Annotated in this window: 10 protein-coding genes; 3 read left to right on the top strand and 7 right to left on the bottom strand. The window is 38.9% G+C overall.

The window, feature by feature from the left end; genetic code table 11:
* Window positions 1-343 precede the first annotated feature (343 nt).
* The 6 genes from Gferi_RS21575 to Gferi_RS21550 form a co-directional block, all read right to left on the bottom strand.
* A complete protein-coding gene (locus Gferi_RS21575; protein WP_069980193.1) occupies window positions 344-1600 on the bottom strand; it encodes a TRAP transporter large permease in 1257 nt (418 codons plus the stop codon).
* Window positions 1601-1602: 2 nt separating this feature from the next.
* Entirely contained in the window at window positions 1603-2103 is a 501-nt protein-coding gene (locus tag Gferi_RS21570) for a TRAP transporter small permease (protein WP_069980191.1), read from the bottom strand.
* A 110-nt stretch (window positions 2104-2213) separates the two neighbouring features.
* A complete protein-coding gene (locus tag Gferi_RS21565) occupies window positions 2214-3248 on the bottom strand; it encodes a TRAP transporter substrate-binding protein (RefSeq protein WP_069980189.1) in 1035 nt (344 codons plus the stop codon).
* Window positions 3249-3274: 26 nt separating this feature from the next.
* Complete coding sequence (locus tag Gferi_RS21560; RefSeq protein ID WP_069980187.1) at window positions 3275-5284, bottom strand: FAD-dependent oxidoreductase; 2010 nt, start codon at window positions 5282-5284, stop codon at window positions 3275-3277.
* Entirely contained in the window at window positions 5284-6039 is a 756-nt protein-coding gene (locus Gferi_RS21555) for a 3-ketoacyl-ACP reductase (protein WP_069980186.1), read from the bottom strand. Before Gferi_RS21555 ends, Gferi_RS21560 begins: the two co-directional genes overlap by 1 nt.
* A gap of 3 nt (window positions 6040-6042) precedes the next feature.
* Window positions 6043-7401, bottom strand: a complete 1359-nt coding sequence (locus Gferi_RS21550) for an oxidoreductase (protein WP_083273695.1) — start codon at window positions 7399-7401, stop codon at window positions 6043-6045.
* A gap of 146 nt (window positions 7402-7547) precedes the next feature.
* Here Gferi_RS21550 and Gferi_RS21545 point away from each other — a divergent pair, with 146 nt between their 5' ends.
* The 3 genes from Gferi_RS21545 to Gferi_RS21535 all read left to right on the top strand — a co-directional run bounded on the left by Gferi_RS21545 (window position 7548) and on the right by Gferi_RS21535 (window position 10387).
* Window positions 7548-8381 (top strand): AraC family transcriptional regulator, encoded by an 834-nt coding sequence (locus Gferi_RS21545; RefSeq protein ID WP_069980185.1) that lies wholly within the window; start codon window positions 7548-7550, stop codon window positions 8379-8381.
* A gap of 881 nt (window positions 8382-9262) precedes the next feature.
* Complete coding sequence (locus tag Gferi_RS21540; RefSeq protein WP_069980183.1) at window positions 9263-9649, top strand: hypothetical protein; 387 nt, start codon at window positions 9263-9265, stop codon at window positions 9647-9649.
* 348 nt (window positions 9650-9997) lie between these two features.
* Complete coding sequence (locus Gferi_RS21535) at window positions 9998-10387, top strand: metal-dependent transcriptional regulator (RefSeq protein WP_069980181.1); 390 nt, start codon at window positions 9998-10000, stop codon at window positions 10385-10387.
* A gap of 53 nt (window positions 10388-10440) precedes the next feature.
* Here the strand turns inward: Gferi_RS21535 and Gferi_RS21530 are convergent, their stop codons facing one another.
* Window positions 10441-15522 (bottom strand): stalk domain-containing protein, encoded by a 5082-nt coding sequence (locus tag Gferi_RS21530; RefSeq protein WP_069980179.1) that lies wholly within the window; start codon window positions 15520-15522, stop codon window positions 10441-10443.
* Between the last annotated feature and the right edge of the window lie 279 nt (window positions 15523-15801).

The raw sequence follows: 15801 nt of genomic DNA, 5'->3' as shown, positions 1-15801 counted from the left end.
ACTATGGAAAACTAAATTATTTATTTTTTAAAGCCGTCACAATCGTGTCGGCTTTTCTTATAAAATTAGAAAGGAATGAGACCCTATCCATCTCTACAAAAAATAAGGGAATGCTTTTCAAAAAAACATCCCCATAATAAAATTCTCTGATTTGACTTCATTTAGTTTCTAACTCCATCCATTCCTTTATTTTTCATATTTTTTTAGCCACTTAACTACTTTGTTTCTTTCCTGTGTCAGAATAGTTCTCAGCATGCACTTATATATTAACGATTGTTTGCCATCTTGCCTGTATACTATTATAGCTGCTCAGTTTATAATCACTCCACTTTATAGAGTATTTTTATTTCACTAATAACAAAGACAATTGTGGAACAAAGGTAATGACCATCAGATCAAAAATAAGTAATGCAATAAATGGAACCGATCCTTTGATTACATCGGATATGGAAATATTGCCTATGCCCGAGGCAACAAAAAGATTCAGCCCAAAGGGCGGCGTCAACATGCCAATGGCTAGGTTTACAATCATAATTACACCAAAGTGAATTGGATTAACACCGATATTTGTTACGATCGGAAGAAACAGGGGCGTTAAAATAAGCACCGCAGCACTTGAATCCATAATCATGCCTACAAACAGAAGAATTACATTAATCACCAGCAGAATTACAAAAGGTGAACTTTCAAGAGCCAAAACGACGTCTGCAACTTTAAGGGGTACTTGCCGGAAAGTAAGATACCAGCTGAACAATTTTGAAGTTGCAATTACGAACATAATCATCGCCGAAGTAATAACAGATTTTTTTGCAATAATCAGGACATCGCCCGGCTTAATTTCCTTGTAAATAAACAGCGATATGATGAGACTGTAAATAATAGCAACCGCTGCTGCTTCTGTCGGTGTTGCAAAACCGAGGTAAATCCCCCCTAGAATGATGACGGGCATCATAATGCTGAAAAAAGCATCTTTAAAGGATATAAGCACTTCCTTGAAGGTAGGAAAAGGTACTTTTTCATGTTTCGAAATACGGGCATAAATATAACTGTAAATCATAAGTGTTAGGCCTATAAATATTCCCGGGATAACTGCTGCAATAAAAAGACGGCTGATAGACTGCTCAGATACGACACCGTAAGACATCATAGTAATGCTTGGTGGAATAATAATACCAAGAGAGCCCGCAGCACACAGTAGTCCCACTGTGAACTTTTTAGGATAGTTCTTCTCTATAAGATTGGGAATCATAACGCCACCCACACCGGCCACAGTTGCCGGACTGGAACCTGATAAAGCCGCAAAAAACATGGATGAAATAATTGCCGTAATCGGAAGACCGCCTGTGATCCATCCGAATAATTTATTGGCAAAATCAATCAGCCGTTTGGAAGCTCCGCCCTTTAGCATGATATCTCCTGAAAAAACAAAAAAAGGAATGGCCATAAGGCTAAAAGAATCTACACCTGAAAACATTCTCTGTACTGCAGTTGTCAAGCCAAGGTTATCAGTAGACATGGCAATGATTGTAGCAAGTCCAGTGGTGATTGCAATCGGTACGCCCAAGGCCAGCAGTACGACAAAAGATAGAAATAAAATCATGTTTACGCCCCCTCCGCTTTCTTGCTTCCATTGACTAAAGTTATAATTTTTTCTTTAAATCTTATAATATAATGCAGACACATCAGAAATACACCTACGGGAACTGATGCATAAGGTATATAAAGGGGGACATTTATGGCTGTTGCTGTAGACCCTAAAGCAACAACATCTTGTAACATTCTTATACCTGCATATACGATAATGACACAAAAAATAATATTTATCATATCAGTAAGAATTCCCACCACCATCTTGATCTTCTCTGGCAGAACGATAAGTAAAGCATCCATGCTTACATGTGCATTTTCCTTGACTGCCATACTGCTTCCCAAAAAGATGAACCATGCGATCATCATTCTGGCCAATTCTTCTGCCCATGACAGAGAATAATTAAACTGGTATCTTAATACAAGCTGAGCAAATATAAGGGCAGAGGTTAATATCAATAATATAGAAGCAATATATTCCTCCATATTGTCTATAAATCTCATGACAGTTCTCATAAAACACATCCTGTTCGTTTTAGATTTTCAATTGTTGTTTTCTGTATCAGGAACAAAGTCAAAGCTTTATTCCTGATACAGTTTTAGTTCTTCAATATCTGCCGTTTCCCTTATTTTACATATTTCTTAACAGTTTCTAATAGCTCTGCTCCGTTTTCCCTTTTGCTGAATTCGTCATACGCAGGTTTTGTTGCTTCTTTGAACGCTGCTTTTTCCTTATCTGTAAATGCATCAATGACCATACCTGCATCTTTAATTTCCTGCAGATACTCTATCTCTTTTTCAGCTGTTTTTTTCCACTCCCATTCTGTTGCTTCTTTCGCAGCTTCTTTTACCATTGCTTGAAGATCTTCCGGCATAGAGTAAAATTTATTCTTGTTCATGATGAAAGCATAACCCATAAAACCATGATCACTGATGGTCATATATTTTTGTACTTCGTAAAACTTTTTACTCGCAATATTGGCATATGGATTTTCCTGTCCATCTACTGTTTTCGTTTGAAGAGCTGAATAAAGTTCACTGAACGGAACTGAAATCCCACCTGCATTGATGGCTCTAAACTGGGATACAAGGATAGGACTCTGGCTTACTCTGATTTTTAGCCCGCTTAAATCTTCCACGCTCTTCACTGGCCGAACAGAGTTTGTAATTTGTTTAAATCCACCAGTCCAGTACCCTAAACCGATAAGGCCTTTTTGTTCTAACGCCGCATTAAATTTCTCTCCAACGTCTCCATTTAATGCATTGAATGCTTCCTCACTACTAGTAAATAAATAGGGCAAATCGAAAAGTTCAAATTCGCTTACAAAAGACGTCAAAGTAGATAATAAGGGGGTGTTCATATCTAGGGCTCCAGATAAGATTTGCTCGTTGATCTCCTGATCCGTTCCCATTTGTGAGTCTGGATAGATGGATACCGTGATTCTTCCATTGCTCTTTTCTTCAATACTTCTTTTAAACTCTTCCGCTGCAGCTCCTTTTGGTGTTGTAGGCCTTACTACATGGGCAAGCTTTAATTCATATACCGTATCATCTGCTGTTATATCGGTGTTTTTATTTGATCCTGAACATGCCGCAAGGGATAAAACCATGGAGAATGCTAGAAGAACCGTCAATATTTTTCGTAAACCTATTCTTTTCATTATAAATTCGCCTCCATTTTTTAAGTTTATTTTTTAAAGATTTTATTTTCCCTAAAATCAGACCATACATTTTCAAACCATGAATCATACTCTGGAATAGGTCGGACATCTACCCAGGTATTGTCAAACCCAATGCCTCCCTGTCCTTTTTCTATATAGGTTTCACAGATTCTGTCCTTAGAGTCCCGTTCAATGGAAAATTTAAAAGTCATATCCGCCCCTTTGATTTCATGACTTCCATGATCATCTGCAATCAGATAGGAACCCCTGCTGTCACCGTGCTGCTCTATATACTCAAGCATGGCACTGAGGCATGCAATTTGGGTAATAAGCATATCATATACCCGGAAAACAGCTGGCAATTCTTTTATATCTTTGATATGGATGCATTGGTGAAGGGTGCTGTAGGTCTTCTTGAATTCTTCCAATGTTTCCAGTATACTCCTTTTGTTTCTTATAAAAGCCCCTGCTTTTGACATTTTCTTTTGCAGTTCCTGCTGGAATGACAACACGTTGGAAGGTTTTTCCCTGTCTATTTTGATGGCTTTTATGAATGCGACACGCTTTTCAACATCGGGTATAACGTTTTCTTTAAATGCAGACATTGGTATCGGTGGGTCTGCATACTGATTTTTAATATACTCCGCTGCCCGGTAGCTTCCAACTTGCGTAGAATTGAGGGCTGTACCGCCCGGGCGGTAAATGCCCAGGGTACCATTTACCTCTCCTACAGGGAAGAAATGCTTGATATTGCTCTCCCACCAGACATTGCCGACTAATCCGCCATTTTGGTGTTGGGCACAGACATCAATTTCCAACCATTCCTTCTCTAAATCAATATTGTTATCTCTATAAAGATCAATGGCTAAAGGATTCATTTTTTTCAAACGGGCAATAGGTGTGGGCAAAAGGGCATCTGAATTTTTCAGATATCCATAAGCTTCTTCGCCTAATTGCTGAAAGTCCAGACTTCCATCCACATCCGCACAGCTTGGATTTCTCAGAAAATCCATGAATACCCGTCTTCCTTTGATTTGGGTTTCGATATAGATCAGGAGATCTACGATGGAAGATCCATTATTCCTAAGCTTCTTGGCGTCGAAGGGCCATTGATATCCTTTTAGGAAAACTGCATTGAGCAGTTCCGTAGGATTTTTAAAATAATCTTCTAAAAACTCTCTTTCATCACCCATATTCTCGTCGGTGGAAATATATCTCGGGATGACCTGCTGGTATGTTCCCGATAGATTCCATCTAAATTTGGTGGAGGCAATGCCATACTGCCATTCGGTCAGGTTGTTCGCCCGAGCTCCTGCTTCGAGGGCAATCCCTGTGGCTCCAGACTGGCTCTTTGGGTAGACGGAGCGATAATAAATGCTTGCCGGACCCCCGGTGCCGTAAATAATGTTTCGGCAGTTAAACAAGGTAAGACCGTAATTCTGTTCATTAATCCGTTTAACATCTAAAGCTAAGATGCCAATGGCTTCATCCTTGTTTTTTTCTTTTAGGATTCCAATTACCATAAAGGAATCAAAGATATCTGTCCCATTGTTTTTGACCTGATCTTCTAATTTTTCTGTCATCAGCTTGGATGTCAGCGGGCCGACAGAGCTTGCTCTGCTGTTTTCATCATGGTCTGTCTTGTATCCAACATACTGTCCAAAGGTATCGTGAGGGAACGGGACACCAATTTCTACAAGATTGTAAAAACTCTTGAGGGAAAGGGCAGCTTCCACCAGGGCAATATCTCCATGCATGGCCCCTCCGTTAAAGAGAGTCTGAGCCATCTTCAGCGGACTGTCAGCATCCTTGATGGATGTAGACTGTTTGTAGTAAGTCTGTTTATCAGAGCCTGTATTTCTGGATGTACCTCGATTCATGCCGTCTGTAATCAATGCGATATCCTTTTGCCCCAGCTTATATAAAGAAGCTGCTGCATTCAAGCCCGCTGCCCCTGAGCCTACAATAACAGTATTGTAGGCATAGACATTTACCGGTATATCATGAATTATAAGTTGTTCTTTATATGGTTTCACTATAACCTCCTTATATGATAGCCGCCATCGACATTAATCGCATCTCCGGTTGAATAAGTCATCTTGGGGGAGCACAGCAGGCTCACAACGCCAGCTATATCTTCCGGTGTTCCCCATCGCTTGATAGGAAGCAGTCCGCCTTCAATTGCTTGGTCATACTTTTCACTTACTTTTGCTGTCATGTCCGTTTTAATGATGCCAGGCCTGATTTCATAAACAAAGATGCCATAGCTGGACAGCTTGTCTGCAAAAAGGGTGGTGATCATACTGATACCAGCCTTTGAAATACAATATTCTCCTCTGCTTACAGAAGAGGTATAGGCGGACATTGAAGATATGTTGATGATTTTGGGCGGAAAATATTGATTATCTTGCTGAATCATTACATTTGCAACTTTTTGAGTCATAAAAAAGGTGCCCTTTAGATTGGTATCTATTAAAAAATCAAAGCTTTCAGGAGTTGTTTCCAAAAGGTCTTTACGCTCCTTGGGTGCAACCCCGGCATTGTTTACCAAAATATCAATACGTCCAAAGGCATCGGTCACTGCATCTACAGATTGTTCAATCTGATTGATCGAACTAATGTCTGAAGGAATGAACTTTATCCTTCCATCGGAGCTTTCAATCAACTTTTCTATATTTTCATTTAAGCTTCTGCCAAGGCATGCGACTAAAAAGCCTTGCTCAAAAAGCTCTTTTACGATGCCAAATCCAATCCCTCTGGTTCCTCCAGTTACAACTGCAACTTTTCCCATTCATTACACCCCCGAAGCTTTCATTTCTTTATAGATCGGCAGATAAACCGCTGCATCCCGTATGACACAGCCACAAGTTCCAATTTTTGATTTCATCTCACTGCATTTGCTGCAGGAAATACAGACACTGCTGCGTTTCATTTCTTGATTTTCCAGGATATCTCTGGCGAAATCAGGATAGGCAATAGATTCCCTGCCGAACCCGATAATCTTGCAAAGGCCATGTTTTAGACTGCCTGCCCCCACGTAAGGAGCCAGATCCCTAAACCAGCTGTACCCCAGGCCTACAAAGACAGTTTCAGGAAAGCTTTTTTGCATATTTCCAACCTCACGGATCAGTCTGTTACAACTGTGGAGAGCGTTTTCCGGCGGAATATAATTTCCTAAATCAAAAGGCTTGTTGATATGGGGAAAAGCATAAGGATTACCCATGGTAAGACTGATTAATTGAACACCTTTGCATATTAAACTTTTAACCAGTTTTTTGGGTTCAGTTAAATCTACTTCCAAGCCTTTTCCTTCTGATACACCCCAGCCCTGTGGATATGGAAGTCCGTCATAAATATTGAGTCTGGATGAAATCACCAAACCTTCACATGCTGCATCTTTTTTGATCGCTTCAACAATATCCATCATGAGACGGGTACGATTTTCAAAACTGCCCCCATATTTTCCTTTTCTTTCATAGGCAGAAAGCAGTTCTGACAGCAAATAACCATGACACGCTTTAATATCTACACCATCAAATCCAGCTTTTTTGCTGAGTCTTGCGGCTTGTACATACTTTTCTTTCAGACTGTCCAGGTATTCGTCTGTTACCACTGGATAACTTTCGTCAATTCCCAATCTTTCATCCAGGTTTTTCTTATGGGTAGCAATAATCGGACTTGGCTTTCCTTTTACTTTACAGTAACGTCCTGCATGATTGATCTGGATAATTGTCATCGGATGATAGTCTTCTCCGAATTCTTCCTTTGCAGATTTTTTGATGATATCATTTAATGCTTTGAAATCTCTCCAATTATCCTCGGTAATCCAAAGCTGTTTATCATTGGATCGGCCATCTTTGCATATGCTGACTGCTTCCACCCAAATGAGACCAGCTCCGCCCTTTGCTATTCTTTTGTACTTTCTAAAGGTCATGTCTGTAGGACTGCCTTTTTCGTCGGCGTCCCCGCCTTCCATGGGATGGCTGGCAATGGCATTTGGTATTACATGATGTCCTATTTTAACTTCTTCTCTATAAAGGGATAGATCTTCAGAGAATTTAATATCAAACTGCATCTCTTGAATATCCTTTTCCAGTTCTGCCAGGCTTTTATAATTGAATTTTCTGTCATTTGAATGTATGGAATTTGACAACACACAGCCTCCTTGTTTGTTTTGATAGTGCACTATCTATTTTTAAAATTTTATGTCATACTAAGTATAATATGGTTAAATAAATATCGATATTGACAAGTTGCCAAAAAATTGATAAAAGTTGCGATTGTAAAAAAAGGAGCCTTATGGATTATAAAAATATTGATATGAATTATAAGACAATGACTTTTCAAAGTGAAAAGTTAAAGGAACATTTTCATATAGGTTACGAAATCATTCTTGTTACCCAGGGTGAGTCGGTTTTTAAAATAAATGATGCGTTATGCCATTTTGAAAAGTATAGTATTGTTTTTATCAATAATTTAGAAAAGCACGAAATGCAGACCCTTAAACTCCCCTATTCCAGATATATGGCTATCATCGATGCAGATTTTTTTGATAACATCATCAAAGACCCCGTACTTTTATCCATCTTTAAAATAAGGCCAAAAGGCTTTAAAAATGGTTTTAAACTAAAAAAAGAGCATGTGGATAGTATAGAAGAGATCTTTTATCAGCTAAGCCTTATCCACAGCAAAAAACAGGAATTTTGGCAGATAGAGTTTAATGCCCTTCTGTCTAAACTCATCGTGCTGATCTATCGCAATTACAAAGAGCACTTTCCAATTCAAAATATCGATAAAGCAGAAAAAAGAATTTTTGATATCCAGAGTTTTATCGATGAAAATTTTAAGAAAGAACTCTCTCTTGAATCTTTATCTGCTCAATTTTATCTGAATCGATATTACCTTGCACATCTGTTTAAAGAAGTAACAGGCTTTACTGTTAAACAGTATATCTTGCTGAAAAGAATTGCTTTTTCTAAGAACGAACTTTATTTTACAGATAAGAGTATTACGGAAATTGCCTTTGATTCAGGATTTAATAGTCAAAGTAATTTCATACGGATTTTTCAAAAAAAGGAAGGAATCACTCCTTTACAATTCAGAATGTATTACCGTAAAAACTATTTAGGATGACAAAGAATGATAACTATTGATATTGGGAATCCTCATAGACTGGAGACAAAATATAAAAATAGCGTAAGGCGGGAGATTCAAACAAATTGGCTCAAGAAGATTGTATTGTTCGTCTAAATACAGGTTTTAAATTATCGAGCACGCCGAATCCGTAAGGAGTCAGCCTCCTCTTGTCATGTCCAATCAATACTTGCATAAAGGTAGTAAAAAAAAATACGACATATGGTTTTGATTATACTAATACATGTAGCTGCTGCTAATTCGCTTAACAACTTTAGACAAAGGCTCTTCCATTTCTCTAATAGGTAAATGAATATGGTTATTTATCAAGCAATATCCATATAATTGATAATTGCTAATAGTTTTGTAATATCCAACCGTCTGAATAAACCGATATCGATCCTCATCTTTTTCAAATAGATTTTGCCTATTAATCCCCTTATTATCAAATAATATATCCCACTACTACTTTTCTTTCGAGCTTGCCTTGGTATTTTCATCCCTCCCAGATAAATATCTCAGTTTCTTAACAGAGGGACAAGGTACCTGTCCCTATTCATCTTTTTCTACAACCTCACTTTTATAACGTTCCTGAAATAGATGTCCACATCGGTCATACTTTTGATTGATGCAACAGTTCACAATGCAATGGCTGTAGTTAAAACCTTTCTAGAATAAATAGTTGATTTCAAGCAAGGTCACAAGCGTTATGGATTTAATAGAAAAGTGAAACTTAAGGACTATAACTCCTGGTGGAATAGTCCTATTTCAGTGGGAAAAACTTGAAATAAATAGAGTGATTGTATAAAATTCCATACATGAACTTATTGAATACAAAATACAATAAGTGTAAGTGAAATTACAGTCAAAGGAGAAATGTTATGAAAAACAAAATAACAGATGTTGAAGGAGCTAAATCCCTAGCTAAACAAGGATTTTATGCATCAATGGTAATCAGTGGTATGACAACATTAATGATCATTTTAGGAGTGGCTGGGTTACAATTATTTGATATTGGTCTTTCTGGATTTATTGACGTTGCAGCCTTTTTAGCCATTGGATTTGGCATTCGCAAGATGTCAAGAATAGCTTCTGTGTTGGGTTTTAGCCTCTATATCATTGAGAAAATCATTATGATGATAGATTACGGCCCCAAGGTTGACTTTATGATGATTGTATTTTGTACAGCTTTTATAAATAGCATTCGAGGAACCTTTGCCTATCATAAACTCAAAAAGCTACCAGAGGATGTAGGCATTGAAATGTAGAGATGTTTGAAAGGTTACCTGAATAATTATGAAAACAAATTGATTACAAAAGCCCCTTCTAAAAATAGAAGGGGTTATTTTCGTAAAAAATAATAAGAATAGATTGATCTATTTTGAAGCTTCTAATAAAATTTAAAAGCTACAAGAGAAATAAAAACATTAGGAATTTAGATCTACAAAGCCAATTCAGCAGTATTTTATTCTAAAATTCTCCTTAATTCTTAAAACGTTGATTTTTAGATAAAAAGCTGATAAACTACAGGTAATTTAACAGTTCCCTTAAGCTGCGCTATAATATATACGTGGTTATTCCCTGGATAAGGGTAACTACAAAGGAGAGAGAAGCAAATGAAGAAGTTAACCTTTGCAATGGAGAACTATCTGGAAGCAATCTATGAACTTTCAAAAGATGGAGCTGGAGTCAGGCTATCGGATATTGCAGAGCGATTAGGGGTAACCAAAGCCAGTACCAATCGTGCTATGGCAACCCTTTCTGAAAAGGGATTAATCATCAATGAAAAGTATAAAGAAATATTTCTTACACCAGCAGGGTTAAGTTTGGCAGAATTTACTTCAAAAAAACATCAGGTTATTCATGATTTTTTTATAGAAATTTTAAATATTGATCCAGCTACTGCAGACAAAGATGCCTGTGCTATTGAGCATGTAATTAGCAGTGATTCTATCTATGCAATGGAGAAGTTTTTACATTTAAATAAAAAATTTCAGGCTGATTAAAGAGGTTCCCTCTTAATCAGCCTATTTATTATAGAAAATCCTTATTCATCTTTTTAGTTCACAATATCCACCCTATGAAGTGATGGGTGCCAAAGCACATTGGCCTCTAAAGCTTCCACCACATATCGGAGTGGTACTAAAGTACGCCCATCTTGTACAATAGCAGGAACATCAAGACCTGGACCAGTCTTTCCCAGCACCAGCTCTATCTTTTTCCCATCTTTTGTAATTTCTACACTGCGAGTGGCTTCCTTCCACTCAACATGAGCCTGTAGGGTTTCCGCTATAAATCGTAGAGGTACCATCGTACGGTCGTTCATGATGACAGCTGGTACGTCCAAGGTTTTCTGAGCACCATTAACCGTAACCGAAGGTTCGCCGATACTTAGGCTAATATATATCAGGTTGTCAGCTTTCAATACCCCATAATAGCTAAAGCTATCAGTATAGAAACTAAATTCTTTGGTCTGCGGATCATAGGAACCACCTAATTTCACCAGTGTCACATTGCCAGCAGCATCGGTGACATATCGAACAGCTGTGAGCTTTGTTACGTCTACTTGATTCATATTGACCGAAGACAAATCTATAGCAATTTTCACTGGCTCGCTAAAGCTGCTGATTTTGGTACGTGTAATGTTATCTGCACCATCAATGCTAACAATTTCTGCAGTCAGTTCAAATACTAAGCCCCCAATCTCAAAGATGCCAGTGGATTCACCTAGATTGGCTTTGGATAGTAACTCTTTCTGTTTCGCGTCATCAAGGGATTTCATAACAATATCTACATGAGTATCTACACCCGGTGCTGACTTGAGAAGATCGTCACTGAATAAGGATTTTTTAGGGAATTCCACGCGAACACCTGCACCTTCCATAATAATTGAATTTGTACTGTTAATGTCTTGAAGCGTTTCGGCAGTAAGTGTTGCCTGACCGATTTCCAATTTTATCCTTGCTTCTCCTGTTTTTTCCAAAGCTTCTTTGAGAGCACTGTCCGCATCCTTTGTCGGTTCTGAAGCTGTACCCTCAGAAGTATTTGAACTTGAGCCGCGGGAACCTCCGGAACTGCCAGAACCATTATCTGGGTCATTAGAACCCTTTGCAAATACAACCAAATCAAGAGCTTGATCATATACCCATGATTTCAATGCAATATCATCCGGTAATACATTCGTCACATTTTCATCGGTCATATTTTGATTGAGTACAGCAGCAAATTCTGCACTCTTCAAATAATTTTTCATTTTTCCCTCTACGCTCACTGCTGTAACCAGTCCCGTACTTGAAGATGGAACATAAACCCCTACCCCTGGCGTTGGCTTGAGAAGGGTATTTCCAGAGTAATGGATTGCATCGGTATTGTAATACGCATAGTAAGTTGTAGCTATCCCCGTATGTCTGCCTGCGTAACCACCCACGTCTGTAGCGGAAAGCACACTCTTCACATTCCCTAATGCATAGCAATTTCTCACATAACCTGCTTGGAATCCTGCTATACCGCCTGTTGATGTCTTGTTAACGTTAACCGTACTGTCTGAGGCAGCATCACCCAGTGTATAGCAGTTAATGATATACGTACGATTATTCAACCCGGATATTCCGCCAAGATAAACCCAAGAGCTGTCGGATATGCCGGTAATGTCTACATTTGTATAGCAGTTGATAACGTAACCTACAGCGCTATCCGTGCCAGATGTAAAACTCACAAGCCCGCCTGTGTAACACTGATTTTTCGAACGATTGGTTAGTATACCCTGTGCAGAACAATTAGCAATATAGGTACCGTTTTCTACTGCCCCAGCAAGCACACCAGCATAAGCACGACCATTCCCTTTATAATAATTATTGATATAAGCATTGGTTAGATTTACATTTTTTATCTGTGCACGATTTCCATACCCAAAGAGCCCAACATACTGGTATGTCATTGGTTCCCCTTCACTGCCGATGGTCATATCGCTGATGGTGTGCCCTGCACCATCAAAGCTTCCTCGGAATGGGTAAGCTGCATTACCACTTCCGGTAGGAATCCAGTCGATCCCTTTTAAGGAAATGTCCTTCGTCAGCACAATATAAGCACCCTCATATCCTTCATCAACATTAATAGATGCTGCAAAGGCTATTAGCTCCTGAACTGAAGAAATTTGATAAGGATTTGTTTCTTTGCCAGTACCTCCTGCGAAAATAGCTGGATCTACTTTCCCATAACCCGTTGTATCTCCCACTTCAGCTTTCTTGAGCGCAGCATCAATAGCCTTAAGCATTGCAGTCAATGAGCTGTTGTTTGTGTCGTAATGAATCTTTGTGCCTTGTTCTAGAAGTACTGCATCAATTAGGTCTTCAGTATCAAAACTATCCCCTTCATTGTGCTTTGTAACTTCAATCGTTTCAATCTCATCCTCTGTAACCGCAATTCTTACGATAATCTCGCGGCCTTCATTGTAGGCCCGTCCAAAGTAATTGCCTGGCTTATAGGTGACATCGCCCTCTGCCTCAATAACCACAGGAACATAGGTAGTCACAGCATCATCAGAAGTAAGTGTTACAAGATTTTTTGAGTTATCATAGGCCCATGTTTTCAACGTTGTCCCTGTAGGCAGCCATTCGGAAAGCTCAACGGGGAAGGATTCAAAATTGCTATTCAAAAGCAATGCAAAATCATTAGATTTCATTTCTGCAAGCGTATAACCCTTTAATCCATAGTTGAAACCACTATAGGTAATACCGTCTTCGGTCATGTTAATGGTAGTTCCTACCGCCACAAAGGGATTCGGCACCTGTTGATCGATTGTTTGAACTGCTTCCTTATTGTAATAAGACAAATATCCTTTACCAATACCAGTAGTCATACCAGAAATAGCACCTACATAATATGAATAGGAATCAGATATTGTATCCCCTAATACATAGCAGTTTATAATTGTACCCGCCTGGCATGCGACCAGATTACTGACATAAGCCATACCTTCCGCTGCTCTAACCGCATCTCCTGAAGCATTGCCCAATGTATAGCAGTTGGCTATTAACCCCCGGTTATTAAGAGAAACTAAGCCGCCTGCCTCTGACAGATGCTGGCCTACTGCCTCTGAACGCACATCCACATCGGCCCAGCTGTTGATGATATAGCCTTTATACTGATTGGCAACTAAACCGCCGACAAAATTATTGCCTTTGACTGTAGTTTTGCTGCTTATCATACCTGTTGCATAACAATTATCAATGCCACCGCCTTCAAGGTATCCTGCAATAGCAGCTGAATTTACAGAATTTTTCCCAGCATTATAAATACTAACATCAACCAGTCCCAGATTCTTAACGAATCCATTCGTGCCTATAACTCCGAAAAGCGCTACATAGATATCATTGGTAGCATCCTTTGCATTCTCTTCACTACCGTATTTAAGGCCTTTGATCTTATATCCGTCCCCGTCAAAGGTTCCTCGGAAAGCATACTTACCCTGTCCGATAGGAATCCAGTCCTCACCGTTCACATCAATATCTCCTGCGAGTTTGATATATATACCCGAATAATCAACTGCTTCGTTTAAGGATACTGCAAAGGTTCGCAGCTGCTCTTCTGTCTCGATGATATAAGGATTTTTTACAGTTCCGTTGCCCCCTGCAAAAATGCCGCTGTCAATTTCATCATTAATATAGATTTTATCACTTAAAGTCACCTTTCCGCCAGAAAGCTCCCATGCATGCATGGAAACACCGCTAGGGAGAATGATATTGCTTTGGTTTAACAGCTTTAATCCATTATTTAGTGCATCTACTAAGGTTTCTGATATCATGCTGCTTCCTGCTAAACCATAAAGACTTGTAGGTTCTGTATTGCTTGCACCTATTCCAACAGCTGGAATTGGATTATACACTGCATTGTTTACGGTCACAGCAGTATCTACACTATAAAACATTCGGTCCATGATTCCATTACCGGTAACTTGTCCTGCCAATGCTCCAGCCAAGCTATACTTAGGCGTTTGGTATACAGCTTCGGTTACATTATTCGCTGTAACCGAGCTTAGTGAATAGCAGTTATAAGACTTCCCACTCTGCATTCCAAACAATCCACCGACGATCGCACCATTCGTTAGATTTGCACTGGTGGCAGTGATTTCTCCCAATGTATAGCAATTTGCAACCGTTATATTGTTTCCAGCAAGAGAAGTCAGTCCACCGGCATAAGCAGACATAGTAGAACCCGATTTTGCCTCTACTGAAATATCTGTCCAGCAGTTGGTGATATTACTGTAAGAGCCTAAGGAGCCAACCAAGCCCCCTGCAAAAGCAATTGTATTCGCTGTTGTTTCAGAAGAAACACGGCTCCCAGTTACATAACAATTATCTATGATGGTTCCTCCAGCAGTGGAACCACTACTGGTTCTTGCAGCTAAACCACCGGCATAAGCAGCAGCACTATTGGATATGTAAATAGCAACATTACTAATTCCTAAATTTTTAACCACTGCAGTTGCTGAAAGCGTTCCAAACAGTCCCCCGTTGACAGAATCTGCAGGAGTTGATGAAGTTCCAATGGTTAATCCGCTAATTACATGACTTGCACCATCAAAAGTCCCAGCAAAGTTGTTAATGGGTATCCATTCTCTTCCACTGATATCAATATTACTAACTAGCCTGATATATTGATTAGCGTAAGCCTGTCCTTGATTTACAGTATTGCGGAATTCTTGTAGCTGCTCTAAGCTTGCAATAATAAATGGAGATTTTTCAGTTCCATAACCAGAATCAAAAATGCTTGAATAGGCCTTTTCAAGTGCAGAATCTACAGCTTCAAGAATTGCCCTACTACTCTTTGTTGCACCAGAAATTGCATCTACGTCGGTACTTTGCGTATTAATAATATCATCAATTACCGCTTTTGCTTGTGCTAAATAACTGGGCGTTTCATTATTCGCTCCGACCTCAATGTTGGAAATTTTTCCAGATTCAACGGTAACCAATACCGATAGCGCCCCTCCATGGCCGCTACCACTACCGTTATACACGCCGTCTTTATAGGTATAACCAGATGTAGTAGCCATTGATGGCATAGTAAAGCAAGAAAACATTAAGAACATAGCTAATAACAAAGCCATGCCTCGTTTCCCTTTTCTTACAGGTTTTTGCATATATGACCTCCTCCTTTATTTTAAATGTTAGATTGAACTAACTTTTTTATTTTAAAAAATGTTAGCAAAATCTAACTTTTTCTCTTGATGGAATGTTAGATTGATCTAACATTCATATTTTACCATAATTTAGCTGCTTGTCAATCTCTTCCTTTTTTATTTTTATTTATATTTAGTTTTATAGCTTGAAAACGGAAATATATGGGCAGGTTCTAATTGTGCTATAGCCACCTTTGAAGATGAAATATTAAATGAAATGCTCCTCCTTACAATAAACAG

The organism is Geosporobacter ferrireducens (genome assembly GCF_001750685.1).
Taxonomy (GTDB): Bacteria; Bacillota; Clostridia; order Peptostreptococcales; family Thermotaleaceae; genus Geosporobacter; species Geosporobacter ferrireducens.
This window is presented reverse-complemented; position numbering and strand designations above follow the sequence as displayed.